Source organism: Micrococcaceae bacterium Sec5.8, from assembly GCA_039636775.1.
Taxonomy (GTDB): domain Bacteria; phylum Actinomycetota; class Actinomycetes; order Actinomycetales; family Micrococcaceae; genus Arthrobacter.
Genome location: CP143429.1, coordinates 746,932 through 769,365 on the forward strand (window position 1 = coordinate 746,932; position 22,434 = coordinate 769,365).

The 22,434-nt window shown below is 67.6% G+C and carries 20 protein-coding genes; 9 read left to right on the forward strand and 11 right to left on the reverse strand.

What is annotated here, in order from left to right; genetic code table 11:
• Nucleotides 1–32: 32 nt before the first annotated feature.
• Both VUN84_03520 and VUN84_03525 read right to left on the reverse strand, forming a co-directional pair.
• Entirely contained in the window at nt 33–962 is a 930-nt protein-coding gene (locus tag VUN84_03520; protein ID XAS64754.1) for an NAD(P)H-binding protein, read from the reverse strand.
• Nucleotides 963–1,010: 48 nt separating this feature from the next.
• Nucleotides 1,011–1,910 (reverse strand): MSMEG_6728 family protein, encoded by a 900-nt coding sequence (locus tag VUN84_03525; GenBank protein ID XAS64755.1) that lies wholly within the window; start codon nt 1,908–1,910, stop codon nt 1,011–1,013.
• A 150-nt stretch (nt 1,911–2,060) separates the two neighbouring features.
• On the opposite strand from VUN84_03525, the gene VUN84_03530 reads away from it, so the two are divergent.
• Nucleotides 2,061–2,657, forward strand: coding sequence for a hypothetical protein (locus VUN84_03530; GenBank protein ID XAS64756.1), 597 nt, complete (start codon nt 2,061–2,063; stop codon nt 2,655–2,657).
• A 164-nt stretch (nt 2,658–2,821) separates the two neighbouring features.
• Here the strand turns inward: VUN84_03530 and VUN84_03535 are convergent, their stop codons facing one another.
• Together VUN84_03535 and uvrA are read right to left on the reverse strand one after the other, a co-directional pair.
• Nucleotides 2,822–3,517 (reverse strand): transglycosylase family protein, encoded by a 696-nt coding sequence (locus VUN84_03535; GenBank protein XAS64757.1) that lies wholly within the window; start codon nt 3,515–3,517, stop codon nt 2,822–2,824.
• 252 nt (nt 3,518–3,769) lie between these two features.
• The gene (uvrA, locus tag VUN84_03540) at nt 3,770–6,349 is read right to left on the reverse strand and encodes an excinuclease ABC subunit UvrA (GenBank protein XAS64758.1); all 2,580 of its coding nucleotides are present in this window, start codon (nt 6,347–6,349) and stop codon (nt 3,770–3,772) included.
• A gap of 48 nt (nt 6,350–6,397) precedes the next feature.
• Here uvrA and VUN84_03545 point away from each other — a divergent pair, with 48 nt between their 5' ends.
• Entirely contained in the window at nt 6,398–7,489 is a 1,092-nt protein-coding gene (locus VUN84_03545; GenBank protein XAS64759.1) for an adenosine deaminase, read from the forward strand.
• A 26-nt stretch (nt 7,490–7,515) separates the two neighbouring features.
• On the opposite strand, the gene VUN84_03550 is transcribed toward VUN84_03545, so the two are convergent.
• Nucleotides 7,516–8,490 (reverse strand): aldo/keto reductase, encoded by a 975-nt coding sequence (locus VUN84_03550; protein XAS64760.1) that lies wholly within the window; start codon nt 8,488–8,490, stop codon nt 7,516–7,518.
• Nucleotides 8,491–8,749: 259 nt separating this feature from the next.
• Between VUN84_03550 and sulP the strand changes: the two genes are divergently transcribed.
• Nucleotides 8,750–10,483, forward strand: a complete 1,734-nt coding sequence (sulP, locus tag VUN84_03555) for a sulfate permease (GenBank protein ID XAS64761.1) — start codon at nt 8,750–8,752, stop codon at nt 10,481–10,483.
• 32 nt (nt 10,484–10,515) lie between these two features.
• Here sulP and VUN84_03560 read toward each other — a convergent pair whose 3' ends face one another.
• The 3 genes from VUN84_03560 to VUN84_03570 are packed head-to-tail and all read right to left on the reverse strand — an operon-like array spanning nt 10,516 to nt 13,273.
• Complete coding sequence (locus VUN84_03560) at nt 10,516–10,950, reverse strand: DUF2177 family protein (protein ID XAS64762.1); 435 nt, start codon at nt 10,948–10,950, stop codon at nt 10,516–10,518.
• Complete coding sequence (locus tag VUN84_03565; protein ID XAS64763.1) at nt 10,947–12,815, reverse strand: AMP-dependent synthetase/ligase; 1,869 nt, start codon at nt 12,813–12,815, stop codon at nt 10,947–10,949. The genes VUN84_03560 and VUN84_03565 overlap by 4 nt, the downstream gene beginning before the upstream one ends.
• Nucleotides 12,812–13,273 carry a MarR family transcriptional regulator gene (locus tag VUN84_03570; GenBank protein XAS64764.1) on the reverse strand — a complete coding sequence of 154 codons (462 nt, stop codon included), beginning with the start codon at nt 13,271–13,273 and terminating at the stop codon, nt 12,812–12,814. The genes VUN84_03565 and VUN84_03570 overlap by 4 nt, the downstream gene beginning before the upstream one ends.
• 166 nt (nt 13,274–13,439) lie before the next feature.
• On the opposite strand from VUN84_03570, the gene VUN84_03575 reads away from it, so the two are divergent.
• Nucleotides 13,440–14,306, forward strand: a complete 867-nt coding sequence (locus VUN84_03575; protein ID XAS64765.1) for a DUF1295 domain-containing protein — start codon at nt 13,440–13,442, stop codon at nt 14,304–14,306.
• A 220-nt stretch (nt 14,307–14,526) separates the two neighbouring features.
• Nucleotides 14,527–15,444 carry a glycosidase gene (locus VUN84_03580; GenBank protein XAS64766.1) on the forward strand — a complete coding sequence of 306 codons (918 nt, stop codon included), beginning with the start codon at nt 14,527–14,529 and terminating at the stop codon, nt 15,442–15,444.
• Nucleotides 15,445–15,848: 404 nt separating this feature from the next.
• On the opposite strand, the gene VUN84_03585 is transcribed toward VUN84_03580, so the two are convergent.
• Both VUN84_03585 and VUN84_03590 read right to left on the reverse strand, forming a co-directional pair.
• The gene (locus tag VUN84_03585; protein XAS64767.1) at nt 15,849–17,621 is read right to left on the reverse strand and encodes an alpha-glucosidase; all 1,773 of its coding nucleotides are present in this window, start codon (nt 17,619–17,621) and stop codon (nt 15,849–15,851) included.
• Nucleotides 17,622–17,768: 147 nt separating this feature from the next.
• Nucleotides 17,769–19,034 carry a mechanosensitive ion channel domain-containing protein gene (locus VUN84_03590; GenBank protein ID XAS64768.1) on the reverse strand — a complete coding sequence of 422 codons (1,266 nt, stop codon included), beginning with the start codon at nt 19,032–19,034 and terminating at the stop codon, nt 17,769–17,771.
• 188 nt (nt 19,035–19,222) lie between these two features.
• Here VUN84_03590 and VUN84_03595 point away from each other — a divergent pair, with 188 nt between their 5' ends.
• Together VUN84_03595 and VUN84_03600 are read left to right on the forward strand one after the other, a co-directional pair.
• A complete protein-coding gene (locus VUN84_03595; protein XAS64769.1) occupies nt 19,223–20,230 on the forward strand; it encodes a hypothetical protein in 1,008 nt (335 codons plus the stop codon).
• Between the two features lie 238 nt (nt 20,231–20,468).
• Nucleotides 20,469–21,002, forward strand: a complete 534-nt coding sequence (locus VUN84_03600) for a hypothetical protein (GenBank protein ID XAS64770.1) — start codon at nt 20,469–20,471, stop codon at nt 21,000–21,002.
• Nucleotides 21,003–21,201: 199 nt separating this feature from the next.
• On the opposite strand, the gene VUN84_03605 is transcribed toward VUN84_03600, so the two are convergent.
• A complete protein-coding gene (locus VUN84_03605; GenBank protein ID XAS64771.1) occupies nt 21,202–21,465 on the reverse strand; it encodes a YegP family protein in 264 nt (87 codons plus the stop codon).
• A 200-nt stretch (nt 21,466–21,665) separates the two neighbouring features.
• Here VUN84_03605 and VUN84_03610 point away from each other — a divergent pair, with 200 nt between their 5' ends.
• Together VUN84_03610 and VUN84_03615 are read left to right on the forward strand one after the other, a co-directional pair.
• Nucleotides 21,666–21,971 carry an acylphosphatase gene (locus VUN84_03610; GenBank protein XAS64772.1) on the forward strand — a complete coding sequence of 102 codons (306 nt, stop codon included), beginning with the start codon at nt 21,666–21,668 and terminating at the stop codon, nt 21,969–21,971.
• 68 nt (nt 21,972–22,039) lie between these two features.
• Nucleotides 22,040–22,375 (forward strand): cupin domain-containing protein, encoded by a 336-nt coding sequence (locus VUN84_03615; protein XAS64773.1) that lies wholly within the window; start codon nt 22,040–22,042, stop codon nt 22,373–22,375.
• The last annotated feature ends 59 nt before the right edge of the window (nt 22,376–22,434 follow it).

The following is a 22,434-nucleotide window of genomic DNA, read 5'->3' on the forward strand; positions in this document are numbered from 1 at the left end:
GAAAGGATTGGGTGGGTGAATCCGAAAAGGCTTTAGGGGTGCCGGACTCCGGCTCCGGTAAGAATAGCCCGGTACCCTTCACGGAACCCGGGGTATTGGAATACGAAGCCGGTGCTGCGGAGCAGCGCATTGCTGCACCGCTTGTTGCCGCCGCGGGACGGCTCCCCGCGCCCCTGCGAGGTCCCGCCCGTCGAACCGCGCCCCTGCGAGGTCCCGCCCGTTCCGTTGTGTTCAACCGCGTCCGACGGCGGTCGGGGCAGTCCCAGCTCGGCGGCCAGGAAACCCAGCACCTCGCCAAGCTCAGCAGGTTCGTTGTCGACGCCCAGATAGACCGGCGCTGGAACGGCGTCCATGGTGCACAGGTGCTCGATCGCGGCGGCGGCATCGTCCCGGTGGATGCGGTTGGTGAAGCGTGACTCCGCCGGGATCACCGCCGAGCCGCCGCGGACCTGGTCAATGAGCCGGGTCCGGCCCGGGCCGTAGATCCCGCCGAGCCGCAGCACCACCGGAGTAATCCCGGTGCCGCTCAACCGGCGGGAGAGAAGCTCCTCCGCCTCCCGGATGATGCGGCCCGAGAATCCGCCAGGCTCCGGCGTCGTGCGTTCATCGATCCAGTTCCCGCCGGCGTCGCCATGGACGGCGGTCGAGGAGACAAAAACCACCCGCCTGACGGGAGCGCCGGAGGCGAGGATGGCGTCTACAACATTGGACAGCCCGTCTACATAGGCCGCCCGGTAGGCAGCCTCGGTGGGGGCGTCCGCTGCAACCGCGACGACGACGGCAGTAGTGTCGGCCGGAACGGGCGGAAGTTCGTCCGAGCTCAGGTCAGCCGCCACGCCTTCGATCGCCGCCGGAAGTTTCTCCGGCGAACGCCGCCAGCCCACCACCCGGTGGCCCGCCTTCGCGAACCGCAGCCCCGCTTCAGTGCCCAGATCGCCGCAGCCGGCCATAAGTACAGTCATGCTGGCAAGTCTGCCAGTTTTCGGCGGCCGGGGGCGCCAGCCCGAGGGCTACGGCGCCGGAATCGGGAAGAACACCCGCGGGTCCTGCAGCAGTGCCGGGTAGTCAAAGGCGGCGCGGTCCAGGATCTCGTCCACCTTGAAGTTCCGCGCGAAGCGGCCATCAACGGTGATGGGACGGCCCAGGACCTTGCCGACGGCGAAGGACGCGCCGCCGTCGAACGGGATGGCGATAACGGAGTTGCCCGGAAGGGTGTTGAATGCTTCTTCCTGGTGCTGGCGCTTGCGCGTGGGCTTCTTCACGAGCTGCTTGGGCGGGAGCTTGCGCACCTTGGGCCGGCGTGAGCCGGAATCGGCATAGACGAACTGGTAATCCTCGTCCTCGGTTGGAGCAGCTTTGGCCTTGCCCGCGGGCGGAAGGCTGACGGTGTCCACCTTCTCCGGTTCCGTGTTCTCCAGGGGCTGGCGGAGCACCCAGATGCGGTCGCCGATGGGGTCCTCCGGCAGCAGTTCCAGCCTGGGCTCGGGCCAGACGTACTCGAGGTCCAGGTCCGCGTCCGGGAACAACGGCCCGTAGAACCGCGGGTCCTTGGCCACCAGCCGGGAACGGTGGCTCAGGTGCAGCTCGGCCGCCCCGAGCCACGGCGGCATCGGAATTTTTTTAGCGTAATCCGGGTGCGCTGCCTGGGGTGCGAATTCCATGATCTTCTCGCGCGTGGTGTCCTCGCCGCCGCGGGCCGTCCACTCATCCACCATGGCCAAGCCATAAAGAGTTAACGCGGGGACGTGCCCCATCCACATCCGGATGGCGGGGTGCGACTGCCAGCCGTACTCCGGGATCACCAGCGCACGCAGGGTCTGCAGGGCTTCAACGCGCTGCTTGCCGAGGCGGGCGCGGTCCAAAACCGCGGCGCTCTGCTGGAAATCGGGGAAAGGGAGAAAAGTCTGCATCTCTTTAGTTTGAGGCCACAGAGCCAATGCACCAATTACGGACTGCTTCAGGTGAGCGCCTTCACAATTCGGAACGGAACAGACAGCACGTGAAACCGGCGCGTAAACTAGCACGAAACAGTCCTGCCGCCCCGGAGACACGCCATGCCAATGAAGCCAGCAAATGAATCACCGGTGCAGTCTGCGCCCGGCCAACTCCCCAAGTACGGGCTCATGCTGGGCCCGGAAGCCCACGGAATCCTGGTGCTGGAGGAATTCACCCTCGACCCGGCGGCCGCCCGCAAGGAACAGTACGGCTTCCGGACAGCCTTAGCCGCCTTAGCGCTGACCATGCGGCGAATTCTCGCCTTCCGGCTCCTCATCGCCGTGGTGGCGGTCGCGAACCTTCCGCTGTTCCTGCTCTCCAGCGGCTGGGAAATCTACGCCGTCTCGCTCACCCTTGTGGTGGCGGTCCATGCAGCGGTGTCCTGGCTGAACCGTCACGAACCCCAGATCCGGCAGCGGCGGATGCTGGAACTGCACCTCAACCGCGAGAAAAGCGACAACTACCGCAAAGTCCGCGACGCCGTGAAATACGTCATCGATGCCCCCGCCCGGATGAACGAGAACCTGTACCTTGAACTGTTGGTCGCCAAGCGCGTGGCGCTGCACCTCGCCATGGGCACGGTCGCGCTGCTGGACACGAGCGATGACTCCGCCTGGAAGGTGCAGATCATCCGGGAGATTCCGCGGGCCGCTCAGGTCTGACGGCTGGCCGGCCCCGTTACCGCCACTGAAGCCGGCAGTGAGTAAAGCTGGCCGCGACTTAGGCCGACAACACCACGCAGACAGCACGACGCCGGAGGGTTCCCCTGGGGGAACGCTCCGGCGTCGTGGGTGAAGCGCCGCTAACGAGAGCGGAAGGGCCCGAATCAGGCCGGAAGCTGCAGCACCTGGCCCGGGAACACCAGGTTCGGGTTGGTGATGGTGGCTGCGTTGGCGTCAGCCAACTGCTGCCAACCGCCGGTGATGTTGAGCTTGTCGGCGATCTTGCTCAGGGTGTCGCCGCTCTGGATGGTGTAGCTTTCACCGCTCAAGGCGACGGCGGCAGCATGCCGCGGCGCCTGCACAGCAGCCTTCGGTGCGGCAACCTTGGGTGCGGCAGCCTTGGGTGCTGCGGCCATCGGTGCTGCCTTGGCGGGCACCTTGGCCTGGGCGGGAACTGCTGCGGGTGCTTTGACGACCGGCACGCTCTGCGGCGCGATGGCCCCGCCGCTCAGGCCCAGCTTGGCGGAGCAGGACGGCCACGCGCCCCAGCCCTGGCCGGCCTGAACCCGCTCGGCTACGGCGATCTGCTGCTCACGGCTGGCGTTGGCTGCCGAGCCGGTACCGCCGTAGGCTGCCCACGTGCTGGGAGTGAACTGCAACCCGCCCGAGAAGCCGTTGCCATTGTTGATGGCCCAGTTTCCGCTGCTTTCGCACTGTGCCAGGGAATCCCAGACGGAAGCGTTGGTGGCGGTGGGGACAGCTGCGTTGGCAGCCGACGCGGACAGGGCGACGCCGGCGATCGAAACGGCGGCAAAAGCGATGCCACGGCGCGCGGCAGTGCTGTAAGTGGATTTCTTCATGGGTTTGATGCTCCTGAGGGCCACCGGCGCTCGGTCCGTCCCCGGACGTTAACGCGCTACTGCCCGCCCCTGACAAGTAGAGGTCATTACGGTGGCTACCGGTCGGGCAGTATCTGGTGGTGGCAGCACCGGGCATTCATACCCGGTACCCGGGCACGCATACCAGACTAGGGCAGGAACCCGCCGTTATCAAGCTGTTATTTCTCACCCTGTTCCGGAGACTCGGCCGCTGGCCGCACCCCCGCACCGGGCTCAGCTGCCGAGCACCTCGGCGAGATAAGGGGCCGTCCGGCTCTTCTTCGACCCCGCAACCTCGGCGGGTGTTCCCACCGCGATGATCTTGCCGCCGGCGTCTCCGCCGGCCGGCCCGAGGTCAATCACCCAGTCCGCTGCCGCCACCACGTCCATCTCGTGCTCCACCACAATCACCGTGTTGCCTGCGTCAACCAGCCGGTGGAGCTGGGCCATGAGGAGCTCGACGTCGGCAGGGTGCAGGCCCGTGGTGGGCTCGTCCAGCAGGTACAGCGAGTGGCCGCGCTGGGCGCGCTGGAGTTCGGTGGCGAGCTTGATGCGCTGGGCTTCGCCGCCGGAGAGTTCGGTGGCCGGCTGGCCGAGCCGAAGGTAGCCGAGCCCCACCTCGCGCAGCGTCTGCAGGCTCCGGGCGGCGGCGGGCACCGCGTCCAGAAATTCAGCGGCAGCGTTGACGGTCATGCCCAGGACCTCGGCGACGTTCTTGCCGCGGTAGGTGACCTCGAGGGTCTCCGGGTTGTAGCGCGAGCCGTGGCAGACCGGGCAGGGACCGTAGCTGCCGGGCAGGAACAAGAGCTCCACGGCGACGAAGCCCTCACCCAGGCAGGTCTCACAGCGGCCGCCAGCGACGTTGAAGGAAAAGCGACCGGCGCCAAAGCCGCGGGCCCTCGCCTCGTCCGTTGCGGCGAACTCCTTGCGGACGGCGTCGAACAGTCCGGTGTAGGTGGCGAGGTTGGAGCGGGGCGTGCGCCCGATCGGCTTCTGGTCCACCTTGACCAGCCGGTCCAGCCGGTCCAATCCGGTGACCGGGCCGACGGTGAGCGGTTCGGCGGATTCGCCGGCCTCGGCTTCCAGGTCCTCGGGCGCGGCCGCGGACGCGTCGGCGTCCGGATGCAGGTGTGCGCCGACAACCTCGGCGAGGACCTGGCTGACCAGGGTGGACTTGCCGGAGCCGGACACGCCGGTGACCGCGGTCAGGACGCCGAGCGGAAAATCGGCGTCGAGTTCGCGCAGGTTGTGGCGGGTGATGTCGCGCAATTCCAGCCAGCCGTCAGCTGCCCGGCGGCTCCGCCCCACTCCGGAGCCGTCAGCACCGGAGCCGGCCGCTGACCCGTCCGGGAACAGGAACGGCCGCGTGACGGATGACTCCACCTCAGCGAGCCCGGCCACCGGCCCGCTGTAGAGCACCTCGCCGCCGCCCTCACCGGCGCGCGGGCCCACGTCCACCAGCCAGTCGGCGCGGCGGACGATGTCCATGTTGTGCTCCACCACGAACACCGAGTTGCCGGAGGACTTGAGCTGGTCCAGGACCGCGAGGAGGGGCTCGGCGTCGGCAGGGTGAAGGCCGGCGGAGGGCTCGTCCAGCACATAGATCACACCGAAAAGGCCGGAGCGCAGCTGAGTGGCGATCCGCAGACGCTGCATCTCGCCGGGGGAGAGTGTGGGGGTGGACCGGCCCAGCGCGAGGTAGCCCAGGCCGAGGTCCAGGAGAACGGTGACGCGCTGCAGCAGGTCGCGGGTGATGGCAACGGCCACCTCATTGGACTCGCCGGAACTCTGCTTGCGCGACGCGGTCTCCGTGGCCGTCAGCTCGGTGGTGGGACGGATGATTTCGGCCAGTTCCGTCATGGGGACACCGTTGAGGTCTGCGATGGTCCGGCCGGCGAAGGTCACGGCCAGTGCGGCCGGGGTCAGTCCGGCGCCGCCGCAGACCGGGCACGGTCCGGTTTCCATGAAGCGCAGCACGCGGTCGCGCATGCTGGTGCTTTTGGAATCGGCGAGGGTGTGCAGGACGTAGCTCTTCGCGCTCCAGAAACGGCCCTTGTACGGCTTCGCCACCCGGTCCCGTTGCGGCGTCACCTCCACGACGGGCTGTTCTTCGGTGAAAAGAATCCAGTCGCGGTCCTTTTTGGGCAGCTTCCGCCAGGGTGTGTCGACGTCGTAGCCCAGATGGGTGAGGATGTCGCGGAGGTTTTTGCCCTGCCAGGCGCCGGGCCACGCGGCGATCGCACCGTCGCGGATGCTCAGCGAGGGGTCCGGGACCAGGGAGGAATCGGTGACGGTGTGCGCGATGCCCAGGCCGTGGCATTTCGGGCACGCGCCGGCGGCGGTGTTGGGGGAGAAGGCGTCCGAATCGAGCGGGCTGGCGCCCTCGGGGTAGCTGCCGGCGCGGGAGAAGAGCATGCGCAGGGAATTGGAGAGCGTGGTGACAGTACCCACGGTGGACCGGGAGCTGGGCGTCCCGCGTCGCTGTTGAAGCGCGACGGCGGGCGGCAGCCCCGTGATCATCTCCACCTTGGGGTTGTGGCCCTGCTGGATAAGCCGGCGGGCGTAGGGGGCTACGGACTCGAAGTAGCGTCGCTGGGCTTCGGCGTAGATGGTGCCGAAAGCCAGGGAGGATTTCCCGGAACCGGAAACCCCGGTGAACGCGACAATCGCGTCGCGGGGCACATCGACGTCCACGTTCCGCAGGTTGTTCTCGCGGGCGCCGCGGACACGGACAAAACCGTCGGCGGGGGAGTCGGCGCTCAGTCCTGGAATGGCGGGGCCGGGCGGATTGGAAGCCTGCTGATCATTGCGCATCCTATCGACTCTATCCGGGTCCGGCGCCCGCGGGCATATCCTTACCGAATGGAAACTAACGACGGCGCCGCCGCCACCGAGGGCGCCGCACCGCACAGCTCAGCAACAGCCGACATTGAAGTGCACGAATTTGCCGAGATTCCCGAGGAGGTGCACGGTCCGCTGCCGGTCGCGGAACTCCACCTGCATATCGAGGGAACGCTTGAGCCCGACCTGATCTTTGCGCTCGCGGAACGCAACGGAATCCGGCTGCCGTATGCAGACCTGGACGAACTGCGCTCCCGCTACGAATTCACGGATCTGCAATCGTTCCTGGACCTTTACTACGCCAATATGGCTGTGCTGCAGACCGAGCAGGACTTCGCCGACATGGCCCGGGCGTACCTGACCCGGGCAGCGCTCGCCGGGGTCCGGCACGCCGAAATCATGCTCGATCCGCAGGCGCACCTGTCCCGCGGCGTGGCCCTGGCGACCTGCGTGAATGGCGTGGCATCGGTGCTGGCCAACTCCGTTGCGGAGTTCGGGATCTCCACCCTGCTCATCGCCGCGTTCCTGCGGGACCAGTCCGAGGATTCGGCGCTTGAGGTGCTGGAGCAGCTGCTCGCCATGAATGCGCCGATCGCCGGCATCGGCCTCGATTCGGCCGAGGTAGGCAATCCGCCAGCCAAGTTCCAGCGGCTGTTTGCGCGGGCCAAGGACGCGGGGCTGCACCGGATCGCGCACGCCGGGGAGGAGGGCCCGGCGTCGTACATTATCGATGCGCTGGAACTCCTGGACGTGGAACGGATCGATCACGGCATCCGCTGCATGGACGATCCCGAGCTGGTGGAGCGGCTGGTGCAGGACCTGGTGCCGCTGACGGTGTGCCCGCTGTCCAACGTCCGGCTCCGCGCTGTGGACACCATGGCCGACCACCCGCTGCCGGCCATGCTCGCCGCCGGTTTGAACGTCAGCGTCAACTCGGACGATCCCGCCTATTTCGGCGGATACGTCGATGACAACTTCGCGCAGCTCAAGTCGGTGATTGGTCTGTCCGAGTTCGACTGCGTACGGATGGCCGCGAACTCGATCCGGTCCTCATTTGCCAGCGAGGACCGGAAGACCGAGCTGCTGGCTGATCTGGCGGCGTCCGGCCACTGACCCGCGTTGGTCAAAGCGGGCCAGCGTCAGCTGTCGATGCTGCCCATGTCCGGGTAGCGTGCGCCTGCTGCCGCCCCGGCCGGTGCGAGTTCGTCCAACCGGGCAAGGTCCGCAGCGGTGAGCTCGACGTCGAGGGCGCCCAGGTTCTCCTGCAGGCGCCCGCGTTTCTTGGTACCCGGAATGGGAACGATGTGCGCGCCCTGGGCCAGCAGCCAGGCAAGTGCCAGTTGAGCCGGGGTGCAGCCCTTCTGGTCCGCCAGCGCCTTGACCCGGTCCACGAGGTGGAGGTTGCGGGTGAAGTTTTCGCCTTGGAAACGTGGGGAGTGCCGGCGGAAATCGTCCTCGGCGAAGTCGTCCGGGCTCCGGAACTGCCCGGTCAGGAAGCCGCGGCCCAGCGGGCTGTAGGGGACAAAGCCGATGCCCAGCTCGGCGAGCACTGGAAAGACCTTGGTCTCAGGCTCCCGTTCCCAGAGCGAGTATTCGGACTGCAAGGCGGCGATGGGATGCACCGCGTGGGCGCGGCGCACGGTGCCGGCGCTGGCTTCGGACAAGCCCAGGTGCCGGACTTTGCCGGCCTGCACCAGCTCCGCCATGGCGCCGACCGTTTCCTCGATCGGGACGGTCTTGTCCACACGGTGCTGGTAGTACAGATCGATGTGGTCAACGCCCAGCCGCTGCAGGCTCGCGTCGCAGGCTGCCCGCACGTAGTCGGGGGAGCCGTTGATGCCCACCCAGGAGCCGTCGGCCCGGCGTTCATTGCCGAACTTGGTGGCGAGGACCACGTCCTCGCGCCGGCCCGCGATGGCACGGCCCACCAGTTCCTCGTTCGTGAAAGGACCGTACATGTCCGCGGTGTCCAACAGGCTGCCGCCTGCGTCGAGGAAGGCGTGGATGGTGGCGGTGGCCTCGGTGTCGTCCGGCTGGCCGTAGAACTCGCTCATCCCCATGCATCCCAAACCCAAGGGCGAGACGGTGAGCGTACCGAGCGTGCGGGTTTCCATGGGGTCTCCTCAGATGGACGGAAAGGGGGCGGCATCCGGTGCGGGATCGTGCTGCCGGAAGGACCGCCGGGGCAGACCGCCACTCTAAGCCCGCGCGGCAGGAGGCACAACGCCCGGCCCCGCCGGTTCGCCGCCTGCCCGGTTCGCCGGCCCCGCCGGTTCGCCGGCTGCCCGGTTCGCCGACTGCCCGGTTCGCCGACTGCCCGGTTCACCAGCGGCGAAGGATGCGCCGGGCGGCACCGCACGGCATAGTGCAGGTATGACCACGACTCGACACCGCAGTGCGGCCGCGCTGGTGCGGGTGATGCCAGGGCTCGACGCCGCCGCGACGTACCGGGGCAGTTGGTTCTGGAAGGACATCGTCGCCGGCATCGTCCTGGCGACGCTCCTGGTGCCCCAGGGCATGGCCTACGCCGTGCTGGCAGGACTGCCGCCGATTACCGGGCTCTACACCACGGTCCTCTGCCTGCTCGCCTATGCAGTTTTCGGCCCGTCCCGGATCCTGGTGCTGGGCCCGGATTCCGCGCTGGGCCCACTGATCGCAGCGACGGTCCTGCCGATCGTCGCGTCCGACGGCGATCCGCAGAAAGCGGTGGCGCTGGCGTCATTGCTCGCCTTGATGGTCGGTGTCCTCATGATCCTCGCCTCGGTGGCCCGGCTGGGTTTCATCGCGGACCTTATTTCCAAGCCCACCATGATCGGTTACATGAACGGTCTCGCCGTCACGATTCTGGTCAGCCAGCTGCCCAAGCTCTTCGGGTTCTCGGTGCAGGCCGAGGGCTTCGTCGCTGACCTCACCGGCTTCAGCCAGGGCCTGGCCAGGGGCGAAACCGTGGTGGCCGCGGCCGCCGTCGGGATCGCGGGGATTGTGCTGGTCCTGGCGTTGCAGCGGTGGCTGCCCAAAGTCCCGTCGGTGCTCGTGATGGTGGTGCTCGCGATCGGTGCCGCGACGGTCCTGAATCTCGCGGATCGGGGCGTTTCACTCGTCGGGGAGCTTCCGCAGGGCTTCCCGCCGTTCACGGTCCCCTCGCTGGAGCTCACCGACGTCGCCCTGATGTCCGCCGGCGCCCTGGGGATTGCGGTGGTGTCACTGACGGACACGATTTCGACGGCGACGTCGTTCGCCGCCCGCACCCGTCAGGAAGTCCGCGGCAACCAGGAAATGATCAGCATCGGTGCAGCCAACCTGGCGGCGGGACTTTTCCAGGGCTTCCCCGTCAGCACCAGCGCCTCCCGGACAGCGGTCGCGGAGCGCGCGGGCTCGAAGACCCAGCTCACCGGCGTGACCGGCGCCGTCCTGATCCTGCTCATGCTGGTGCTGCTGCCGGGGCTGTTCCGGAACCTGCCCCAGCCGGCGCTGGCGGCCATCGTGATCACCGCCTCGGTATCACTCGCGGACGTCCCGGGCAGCGTGCGTCTTTGGCGTCAGCGCAAGAGCGAATTTCTGCTCTCGGTCGCGGCCTTGTTCGGGGTGGTGCTGCTGGGGGTGCTGCCCGGCATCGGCATTGCGGTGGGCCTGTCCATCCTCAACATCTTCCGCCGGGCCTGGTGGCCCTACGAGACGGTGATCGGCCGCGTCCCGGGAGTGGAGGGATTTCACGACGTGCACGTCCACCCGGACGCCAAGCACCTGCCCGGCCTCGTGATTTACCGCTTCGACGCCCCGTTGTTCTTCGCCAACGTCAGGCCGTTCCGCGAAAACGTGCGGCGGCTGGCACGCGCCGAGCCTAAACCGCGGTGGATTGTCATCGCCGCCGAGCCCATCACCGACGTCGACACCACAGCCTCGGACGTGCTCCTTGAGCTGGACCGCGAGCTGAACGCGCAGGGCACGTCGTTGGTGTTCGCGGAGCTCAAGCACGGTGTCCGGGAGAAGTTCGAACGTTATGAACTGACCCGCGAGATCGAACCGCGCCACTTTTACCGCACCGTCGACGCCGCCGTGGCCGCCTACGTTGCCGAGACCGGCGCCCATTGGAGCGCCGGGGAGTGAACCCGCGGCCCCGCGGGTGGTGCCGGTGGGAGTTACCGCGCGGGACCGGGCTTCGCGAGCGTGCGGCGCAGGAGGGTGGCCGTCAGCCAGGTGACCGCACTGCACACCGCAGCGCCCCAGGCGATGTCGGTCACGGCCACTAGGACGGGGAAGCTTTTGAGGACGGCGAGCGCGGTGAGCGCCCACGTGGCGTAGGTGAAGAAGCCGAACAGTGCGGCTCCCTGCACCCGCTGCCGCATCGAGGCGGCGGCGTTGTTGGGCCGGACCCCGTAGTGCACGATGCCCGCGACGTAGACCAGGTAGAACACGACGGCGCCGGCCAGGTTTACGCTGGGGGCGAGCAGGTCACCGATCTGGCTTTCGTACTGCCGGTTGGCCACGGTGCTGATCCAGGCGACGTCGATGACGGCGAAGATGACGGCGGTGGCTGCGTAGGTCAACAGCCACTTTTTGGTGCGGACGTTCATGCTTGGCTCCTTGGGTCGGCGTACAGCTTGTCCACGATGTGGTGGGCGCGTTCGGTAAAGGCGCCGCGTTTGAGTTTCATGGTGGGGGTCACGATGCCGTTGGCTTCGCTGAGGTCGGTGAGCAGGAGCACGAAGCGGCGGACCTGCTCGGACCGGGCGATCTTCGCGTTCGCGGCGGACACGGCTTTCCCGATCGCGGTGAGGAGCCGCACGTCATCGATCTGGACGGCGCCGCCGTCGTCGGGGATCTGCAGGCCGGCGAGGTCGGCGATGCCCTCCCGTTCTGCCCACGCCGCGACGGACTCCGGGTCCAGCAGCACCAGGCCGCCCAGATAGGGTTTGCCCTCTCCGACCATCACGGCGTGGGCCACGAGGGGGTCGCCCTCCACGTAGCCCTCCCAGATGGCGGGGGAGATGGTTTTGCCGCCCGCGGTAACAATGACATCCTTGATCCGGCCGTTCAGGGTCAGGCTTCCGGACTCGTCCAGTTCGCCAAGGTCTCCGGTGCGGAAGAACCCGTCCATGAACGCGTCGGCGTTGTCGGCCGGCCTGCGGTAGCCGGCAAACACTCCGACGCCGCGGGCCAGCACCTCGCCCCGGTCGGAGATCCGCACGGTGGTGCCCGGCATCGGAACGCCCACGGATCCGGCCCGGATGGAGCCGGGCATGTTGCCGGTCAGCGGGGCGGTGGTCTCGGTGAGGCCGTAGCCCTCCACCACCGGCAGGCCGAGGCCTCGGAAGAAAAGGGACAGCTCGGCGTCGAGCGCGGCGGCACCGGACAGCAGGTAGTCCAGGCGCCCGCCCATCAGCGTCCGGAGCCGGGCGTAAAACAGCCGGTCAAACAGCGCATGCCTGACCCGCAGCCCCAGCGCGGGCCGGGTGGCCGGGTCGGCGTCGCGGGCCTGCGCAAACCGGCCCCAGGCAACCGCGGTGCCCTGCGCCGACGACCACACCCGTCCCAGGTGCTTCTGCGCCGCGGCCGCCGCGGCGGACGCCTGGATCTTCTGGAGCACGCGGGGAACCACCACCAGGAACGTCGGTTTCAGGACGCCCAGGGCAGGTACCACGTCCCGGGGATCGGACAAATGGGCGATGCGCATGCCGTTGGCCAGGCAGGTCAGTTGCAGACCACGGGCCAGCACGTGGGCCATCGGCAGGAAGATGATGGTGTTGCCGCCCTCGCGGACCACGCCGGTGTAAGCCGCGGCCACGTTCAGGACCTGGCCTACGAAGTTCCCGTGGGTGATGAGCGCACCCTTGGGCGCGGCCGTGGTGCCGGAGGTGTACACGATGGTCGCAACCGAGTCGAGGCCTGCCAGCAGGCGCCGTTCCTCCACCGCGGCATCGGAAATTCCGGCGCCGCGGGCCACAAGGTCGGCCAGGTCCGCGCCCGGCCTGACGTCCATGGTCCAGATCCCCAGACCCGGGATTCCGGCTTCCGCGAAACCCACCTCCAGCAGGGCAGCATGCCCGGCGGTGCCGGCGATCGCCAGCCGGACCCCGGCGTCGGCGAGGATCGCGGTCACCTGGGGCGCGGCGGATGTCTCGTAGACCGGGACCACGACGGCGCTGGCGAACCACGCGGCCATGTCGGCCAGCGCCCACTCGTACCGGGTGGGAGACATGATGGCGAGGGCTTCCCCGGGTGTGATGCCTGCGGCGATCAGGCCTTTAGCCAGGGCCCGCACCTCATCAACGAATTGCCGGGTGGTCACCTGGCGCCACGGTTCGGTAATCGCGGCTCCGGCGGCGCGTACTTCGAAGGCAACGTGGTCCGGGGAGCTCCGGTAGCGCTGCAGGAGCAACTCGGTGGCGTTGCGGTGACCGGACGCCTCAACCAGCAGCGGGGTGGTGAACTCTCTCATCGGGCGTCCTTTTCGGAAAGTGCGTGCAGGTGGTCGCGCATGAGGCGCTGGGCGGCGTCGAGGAAGTCCGTGACGACCCTCTGGTCTGCGGCCGGCAGGGCCCGGAGGTGTTCGTTGGTGGCGGTCATGAGCGGCAGCATCAGGCTCATAATCCTGGTGAACGATGTTGCTGTGGCGTTCACTTGGACCTGGCGGCGGTCGTCGGTACTGCGGCGGCGCGCAACGTAGCCGCGGGACTCCAGCCGGCTGACGATGGCGGTGGTGGTGGCGGGGGTGGCGCCCAGCTCTTCGGCGAGTTTGCCCACGGTGACCGGTCCTGAAAGTCCGAGCACGGACAGTGCGCGGAAGTCCGTGAGGTTCAGCCCCATGCCGCGGGCGATCTCCCACTCGGTTTCGTTGGCGAGGGTGAACAGGCTCTGCAAGGCCAGCGTGGCCGGGTGGTGCTGCGACGCGGTCATGTCCACTCCTTGGGGGTCCGGATCCCGGGATTCGTCAAGCTAGTTCGATGATCTATTATTCAATCCTATTTGATTATCCATTAGGATGGCTAAAACTGCTGTTGCCCGGAACTTCGTTCCCCACCGACATGGCCACGGCCCGCTCAACGGATGAAAGGGTTTCCTCGTGAAGGATTCGTACCGTAAGTCGCTCATCGCCCTGCCTCTGGTGGTGCTGCTGGCGGCACTCGTGGCCGTGGCAGGCTCCCAGGGCGGCGCCACGCTGGGCGGGATCCCCGTCTTCGCCCTGGCGGTCGGGGCGGCGTTCCTCATCCAGTGGCTGGTGTTTATCCCCTCGTTCAAGGCCCAGACCGAGAAGTTCTACGACCTGACCGGCTCACTGACCTATATCGCCATCACCGTGCTGCTGGTCCTGCTCACCCCCGGGATCGACGCGCGGGCACTGCTGCTGGCGGCCCTGGTCCTCATCTGGGCGATCCGGCTGGGAAGCTTCCTGTTCCGCCGGATCAGCAAAGCCGGCAAGGACGACCGCTTCGACGAGATCAAGCCGTCGTTCGTGCGGTTCCTCAACGTGTGGACAATCCAGGGACTCTGGGTGGTCTTCACGGCCGCAGCAGCCTGGGTGGCCATTACATCGGCGACCCGGGTGGGGCTTGACTGGTTCGCGCTGGTCGGCTTCCTCGTCTGGGCCCTTGGGTTCGCCATCGAGGCCATGGCGGACCTGCAGAAGAGCCGCTTCAACGCCGAATCCGCCAACAAAGGCACGTTCATCTCCACCGGACTGTGGTCCAAGTCCCGCCACCCGAATTACTTTGGCGAGATCCTGCTGTGGATCGGCGTCGCCATCATCGCCGCTCCTGCACTGGAGGGCTGGCAATGGGTGGCGCTGATCTCGCCGGTTTTTGTCATCCTGCTGCTCACCAAGGTCAGCGGTGTGCCGCTGCTGGAGAAGAAGTCCGACAAGAAGTGGGGCGGCCAGGCCGACTATGAGGCCTACAAGAAAAACACCCCCGTTCTCATCCCCAAGCTCTAACCCCAACGGGCCCAGCTGCAGCCCGTGGCGGCTCCCCGGGCGGGCCGCAGCCGACCCCAGGTTGTATTGCTACTGGCGGGTACTGGGTGTGTGATCCTCGCGGACGCCCGGTTCGGATGTAATAGTGGGTGACGACACACAGAGTTAACCGCTCCCGACTCGCGGAAACTCGTCGATCCTTGGCAAAATGCAGGTGGATCAATTGTTCTAGAGGAGACCCATGGGCGCGAACACTGCCGAAAACACCACCCGTCGACTGAAGACTGTACTGGACGTGCTCGCTGAGGGCGTGTGGACCGGTGAGAAACTGAACGCCGGCGCCGTGCTGGGTGAGGCAATCACCCGCGTACCGCTCAACGATTTCGAACGCGAACTGCTCAGCGGCGGAATTCCGCGCGGCCACAAGACGCTGACCACCGCCACCGCGAAGCTGGTCAAGGCCGGCTGGCTGGTTAAGGGCCGTGCGGGCTGGACCATCACCGAGGACGGCCAGCGGGCCACCGTCGCGTTCGCTGACCCCGCCGCGTTCGGCGCAGCGCTCGACGCCGGAACCCCGGTTCCGGCCGAGACCCCCCTCCCGTCGGCGCCTGCCGGCAAGTCCGCTGCAGACGCTGCACCCAAGGACGACTCCTCCGTCGGCGAAAAGATCGCCGGCAAGGCCGCCAAACTGGTCGAAGAAGCCGTCGCTCCCGTCGCCAAGGCAGTCCGCAAGCGCAAAGCCCCCGCCGCCAAGGCCCCGGCAGAAACACTGGCCGCCGGGTCTGCGCCGGTTTCTGAGCCCGCTCCGGCGGCTGAAGCCACCCCGGCCGCCGCCCCGGAAACAGCAGCCCAGACCATCGAGCAGCCGGCCGCGGTGGCAGTGGCCGGCGACTTCAACGTCCTGCTGGGTGCCCCGGCCAACTGGGCCCCGCAGTACGACGAATCCCAGATGGAGCTGGACCTCGTCGATCAGCTCTGGAAGCTGGCCGCAAACCTTCCGGCCGGTTCCTACACCTTCAAGATCGCGCTCAACCGCTCCTGGGACGAGAACTACGGCGCCTTCGGGACCTTCGATGGCCCCAACCACGAAGTCCACCACTCCGGCGGCCGGCTGGTTATCCACTACAACCACCAGACGCACGACATCGTCCTGCTGTAACTGGCGGCACGCTTACTTCCTGGCGACGCGCGAAAGACCCCTCGACACCCGAATACGGGCGCGAGGGGTCTTTTGCGCGTCGCGGGCACTTTCGCGCGTCACGCCGGGGCCGGCGGAGCTAGCCGTCTGACGCCTCGCGGGAAGCCCGGGCTAGAACCGGGTGGGGTCCGGGCTCGGCGGAACCGGACCGGGATCGGGCACCGGTAACGGTCCTGGCACGGGAAAGGGGCCGGGGGTTGGTGCCGGGCCAGGCTCCGGAATGGGTGCCGGCGGAGGTACCGGGCCGGGCTCCGGTGGAAACGGGTTCCCGGGCGGGGGCTCGGGCGTGGTGGGCCCGGGTTCCGGCGGGAACGGCCCAGGTTCGAAGGGCGGTGGAATGGTCATGGCAGGCTCCTTCACTCGGTTCAGCTCGGATGGGATGCTCCGGCGCGGAACACCTTCAGTTCCCACGGCCGCAGATGCAGCCGCGGAACCGCAGCGTCGGCGGGATAATTGGCCAGGACCAGTTCCGCGCTGTCCCACGCGAGCGGAACGTCGGCGCCGTCGAGCGCCACCTGCTGGTCCTGGCCGGAGAAGTTGCCCAGCACCAGCAGCTTGGTATCCGGCAGCGAACGCACGAAGGCGTAGACGTGCTCGTCCCGGGGCAGCAGCATGGTGAAATCCCCGTGCGAAACGGCCGGCTCGGAGTGCCGCAGCCCGATCACCTTACGGTAGAAGCTGTACACCGAGTCAGGGTCATCCACCTGGGCCGCGGCGTTGATGTGGTTGGCGTTCGGGTTCACCGCGATCCACGGCGAGCCGGTGGTGAAGCCTGCGTGCTGCGAGGCGTCCCATTGGACCGGGGTGCGGGCGTTGTCCCGGTTCAGCGGGGCCAGCGCTGCCAGGACCTCGGCGTCGGTGTGGCCCAGATGGGTGGTGGCTTCGCGGTGGTGGTTGAGGACCTCGATGTCCCGGTAGTCGCTGATGGCCCCGAACGTCATGTTGGTCATTCCGAGTTCCTCGCCCTGATAAACGTAGGGCGTGCCGCGGTGCAGGTGCAGGATGCCGGCGAGCAGCTTGGCGGAGAGCTCCCGGTGCGTGCTGTCGTCGCCGAACCGCGACACCGCGCGGGCTTGGTCGTGGTTGCCCCAGTAGAGGCTGTTCCAGCCGCGCTCCGCCAGCCCCGTCTGCCAGTGACCCAGGGTCGCCTTGAGGTCGGTGAGCTTGAGCTTCTTGGGACGCCACTTGTTCCCGTTCTCCTGGTCTAGGGCAACATGCTCAAACTGGAACACCATGTCCACCTCGGCCCGCTCCGGGTCGGTGAACAGGATGGCCTCGTCCACGGTGACGCCAGGCATTTCACCGACGGTCAGCAGCGGGCCGGGGCGCCCGGCGAACACCTCCCGGTGCATTTCCTGGAGGAACTCGTGGATCCGTGGCCCGCCAATGTAGAACGGGGTGCCGTCGCCGTAGAGCATTCCGGCGGCGATCGGCCCGTCCGGCAGGGCGGTGTCCTTGGAGATGAAGTTGATGACGTCCATCCTGAAGCCGTCGACGCCGCGGTCCAGCCACCAGTTCATCATCTCGTAGACCGCAGCCCGCACCTCCGGGTTTTCCCAGTTCAGGTCCGGCTGCTTCCGGGAGAACAGGTGGAGGTAGTACTCGCCGGTGGCCTGGTCAAACTCCCAGGCCGGCCCGGAAAACGCTGATCCCCAGTTGTTCGGCTCCGCCCCGGAACCGGGTGAGCCGTCAGGGGACGCGTCGCGCGGCGGCCGCCACCAGTACCAGTCCCGTTTCGGGTTGTCCTTGGAGGAGCGGGATTCCACGAACCAGGGATGTTCGTCCGAGGTGTGGTTGACCACCAGGTCCATGACAAGTTTCATTCCCCGGGCGTGCAGCCCGTCGGTGAGCTCCCGCAGTTCTTCGAGCGTTCCGAAGATCGGGTCCACGGTGCGGTAGTCGCTGATGTCGTAGCCGTTGTCATCCTGCGGGGACGTGTAGATCGGGGAGAGCCAGACGACGTCGACGCCCAGCCGGTGCAGGTAATCCAGCTTGCTGATGATGCCCCGCAGGTCCCCGATGCCGTCCCCGTTGGCGTCGGCAAAGCTGCGCGGGTAGATCTGATAGACGACGGCTCGCTGGAACCAATCGCGGGCCGGTGCCTCTGCGGATGCGTTTGTCGGTTGTTCTACCGTCATGGGGGCTCCTCGGCGTCTCCGGCGGGCTGCGGCGGAGGGCCTCGGTGCCGGACCGCCAACCTCTGATTATTGATCAGTTCCCGTGGGCAGGGAAGAGCCCGGCGGCGCTATGTGCACGTCGACCGGCCCGGCCGGCGGCACGCTGGCTCAGTTTTGGGCGGTCTTGTCCCGGTCCTCGAAGACGTCCTCGCCCGGGCCGGTAAACGCCTTGGAACGCTCGATCGCCTCGATGGAGCCCGTGAACAGCTGGGAATCGTGCGGATCCGCCGGGTGGCGGCCGTGCTCGTCAGCGGCGGAGACCGTGCCTGGCTGCCTCGTGGAGCCGTTGGAAGCCCCAGGGGTGGGGGACGCGCCGGAATCCGGCGATGCGGCGCCCAGCGATTCGAGCCGGATGTGGGGGAGCGACCTCGGGTGTTCCTGCTGCAGGAACAGGACCAGCTCCTCGCGAATCAGGCAGCGCAAGTCAAAGAGCGCGGCGCTGTCCGCGGCGCTGACCAGGATGCGGACCCGGACGAAACCTGCGGTGGCGTCGGTGATCTGCAGGATGCCCACCCGTTTGTCCCAGAGTTCGGTGCCAGCCAGGACCTTTTTGAGTTCGGCCCGCATGGCCTCCACCGGGGCGCGCCAGTCGAGGTCGAACTCCACGGTGCCCATGACCTCGGACTGCCGCCGGGTCCAGTTCTCGAACGGGGTGGTGGTGAAATACGTGGAGGGCAGGATCATCCGCCGGTCATCCCAGATGTGGACCACCACGTAGGTCAGGGTGATCTCCTCGATCCGGCCCCATTCCTTCTGAACCACCACAACGTCGTCCACCCGGATCGCGTCGGTGAAAGCCAGCTGGATGCCGGCGAAAACATTGACTAGGGAGGTCTGCGCGGCGAGGCCGGCGACAATCGAGATGACACCGGCGGAGGCCAGCAGCCCGGCGCCGAGGGCCTGGATGGCGGGGAAGGTCAGCATCGCGATGCCCAGCGCCACGAGGGCGATCAGGGCAGTGCCGATCCGCCGGGCCAGGATCACCTGGGTGCGGAGCCGGCGGGCGCGCCGGTTGTCCGCCACGTCCACCCGGTAGCGGGTCAGCACCATCGTCTCGATGATGAGGACCACCGCGATGGCCAGCCACGCAATAGAGCCGATGAGCGCAATTTGGAGGGCGTGGTCCACGGTGCGGCGCCAGTCGGCGTCGTCGGTGGTGAGGCTTAGGGCGATCCGGACCCCGATCAGGCAGAGCGCCAGGCGCAACGGCAGGCGCGCCACCCGGGAGGTCTCGCGGAGGGCGGGCTGGTTGCGGTTGAGTTGGAGCACAATCCGGCGCACCAGCCAGGACGCGAGGAGTCCCACGGCCACGGCGAAGGCAACGGCGAGAGCGGGGGCGAGGAAAGGCAGGGCGGGATCGAGGAGGTCTTGCATTAGTTAAGCTCTAGCAAGGTTCCGTGGCCAATTGAAATTGCAGGGACCCAACGTGGGTAGCGTCACGGCCGGAACGCCCGGTCTCCGCGTTCCGCCCGGGATGAGTGCCAAGGGTCTAAAGGCCTTTGTTTCCGCGCGTAAACCCCTGAGAATGGTCCAACCACTTTGTTTTTTCGGGGGAGAGTGCCATGCGCCGGACAGCGTCGTTCACCACAGTCATTTCCGCTTTCTGCGCCGCTGCTGTTCTCGCCGGGTGCGGGTCGACGCCGGCCGCACCTGCTACCAGTTCCCCGCCACCGTCGACGGCGACGGCAGTCCCGCAATCATCCAGTGCCACGCCGGCCACGCCCACGTCGGCGGACGGCACCACGGCGCCGGCCGCCACGGTACCGGCGGGCTGGAAGACACATACGACGTCGGATGGCACCCTCGCGTTTGACTATCCGGAGACATGGACCGTCAAGGACCCGGCAGATGAGCCTGCCGAGGGCGGGATCGCCGTCGATCTGATCAGTGACTACGGGAAGACCATGGCCTCGCTGCGGACCAACATGGTCGTGGGGGCCGAGTGCACTGAGAAGTCTCCCTTCATGGTGTACGACTCCGCACCTGTCCCGGCCCTGGCCCAGGGCGGGATAACGCCGCGCTTCGTTTACGAGGGCCGCACCGAACCGGTTGAGGCGGATCCGGCAACAGATGACCCTGCGGCGGATGACCCTGCGGCAGGTGACCCTGCGGCAGGTGACCCGGCCGCGGATGCACTGGAGGAACCAGGTGCGGACCCTGCGGCGGATGTTACGGACCCGGCTGCGGAGGAACCTGGCCCGGACCCGGCCGCGGATGCCTCGGCGGACCCGGCCGCGGATGCCTCGGCGGACCCGGCCGCGGATGCCTCTGCTTCGGATAGCCCGGAGGAGACCGGCGGTGACCCGGCAGCAGGTAACCCCGGGCCGACCCTCACTTTCGCCTACGGCATTACCTCGGCGCCCGAGCCCACCGGAGATACGGCCTGCCCCATCTTCCACTTCTTCACGTGGCCGCCCAGCGGTGCCATGTTCGGTGGCGCGTACGATCCCATGGACGCCACACCGGGCGGTCCCGTGCATGTGGATATCCCCGAGGCTTACAAGGAGACCCCCGAGTACAAGAACGTCAAGCAGGCGATCATGTCCCTGCGGCCTGCCGGGAAGCCATGACGTGAGGCGGCCGGCCTTGCCCGGCGGCCTCCGGTGCACCCGTGCGGGCGCCGCTCTTGGCTTGGTTTTATTGATGACGGCCTGTGTTCCGGCGTCGCCAAGTACCACCCCGCCGGATAGGACAACGACGGACAGCGCAACGCCGGCCGTCTCCCCGTCACCCGGGCCGGCCGCTTCGACACCCGCGCCAGAGGGCCCGCCGTCGGGCTGGAGGACGTTCACCACCACCAGCGGAGACTTGTCGTTTGACTACCCTGCGGGCTGGACCGTCAAGGATCCCGGCGGCGCGCTCACCGGGGATTTCGTCGACGTGCTGAACCCGGCGGGGACGTTGGTGGCAGGGCTACGGACCAGCATCGTCACGGGGTCGGAATGCCGCGACAAGTCCCCGTACGAGGTCTACGACGCCGCGCCGATGCTCGCGCTCGCAGAGGCCGGGGGCGCCGACGGCGGAGTACCCCGGTACGTCTTCGAGTCCCGGGGTGCGGACACCGGCACGGTGTCCACGCAGTCCACTGTTGCCGCGTTCGGCATCACCATGCTCCCGGAGGAGTCCGGTGATACGGCGTGCCCCATGTTCCACCTGTTCCTCTGGCCGCCCAGCGGCGCCTTCTTCGGCGGGACCTATAACCCGGAGTCCAACCAGACGCCCGGGGATTCCTCGCTGCCCTATCTGGAGAAGGCCAGGCTGTACGCGTCCACCCCCGAGTACCGGGACGTCCGGACCATGATCACATCCCTGCGCCCGGCCAGGGGAGCAGCGGACAAATAGGAACAGCGGACAAGTAGTGGTTAGCGACAAAGCGGGCCGCCTGCCAGGCAACCCGCTCCGGGTCTTGGAGTTTGTCGGTGGTGTTGGTTCCGGTTCTTATGCGATCGTCGCGAATCGCCGGAATGCGGTCGCGCCGTTCAGCGCTGGCGATCCCGCCCTGTAGCCGCCGGCAACGTGGCGTTGCCGGCGATCCCGCCGTTTAGACGGCGGGAACGTGGCGGTGCCGGCGGTGAGCCGGGGTGGGCAAGCCGGGCCTGTTGGTGCCAGTGCCGCCCCAGGCGTTGGAGCGGACTTCTTTGATCAGGCCCGTGCCGGCGCACTCGCGGACTGCCATGATGCCTTCCGCTGCCGCACGTTTGTCCTCGTACGCCTTGGAAACCGCCAGTACCGTACCGTCGGGGCCGAGGAGCCTGAAACGGACGTTTGCCTCCGCGTCCGTGAAGATTTCGAATTGTCCTGCCATGGTGATGTCCCTCCCGTAATGCAGCACCGCGGGAAGACGCGGCACCTCCATGTGCCATGCCGTCTGCTCGACACCTTCACCGCAGCGCACCCCACTATCCTTTCCGCAGCGTTCCGGAAAGGTTAGGGGCGAAGGTCCCTATGTGGAAAACCCAGCCAGTGCCCGGTGGCGGCCTCGGTGCCGGACGCTACATTGGGAGCATGGCTGAGTTTCCGAGAAACGATCCCGGCGAGATGGTCCGGCTGACGGCGCGGGTGGCTGGCGTGGTGCAGGCCGTGGGGTTCCGCTACTGGACGGTGCGCAAGGCCGGGGAACTGGGGCTGACCGGAACGGTACGGAACAACGACGACGGCACGGTGGCTATCGCCGCCGAGGGTGCCCAGCCGGTGGTGCTGGAGTTCCGCCGCTGGTTGCGCTCGCCGGACGCGCCGGGCCGGGTGGACAGCGTGGACGAAACCATTTCCCGGGCCACCGGTGAATTCAAGGACTTCGACGTGGCGTACTGACCCGCCCAGCTGTTTCTCCGGGGATCAGGGCCCTCGGCAGCGGGCGGGTTTTTGAGTAGGGTAAGCCCATGCAGAAGATATCGCTCGACGCCCTTGCCCGTCAGCAGATGGCGGCTGCCGTGGCGGCACCCAGCGGACGTGCGGCTGACACTGCCTTTGGCGGCCATGAAAAGACCCTCCGCCAGACGGTGATGGCGTTCCGGGCCGGGACCCAGCTCAGCGAGCACCAGAATCCCGGCGAGGCCACGGTGTTTGTGCTCCGCGGGTGCGTCCGGCTCCGCTCCGGCGATGAGTCCTGGCAGGGAAAGAGCGGTGACCTCCTGATCGTGCCGGACGGGCTGCACAGCCTGGAAGCGGAAGAGGACTCGGCGATCCTGATGACCGTCGCGAAAATTAGGACCTGACGGCTCACCCGCGGAGGCCGGCGGGGGCAAACGGAGGCGGTCCCGGATTGCAGCAAGGA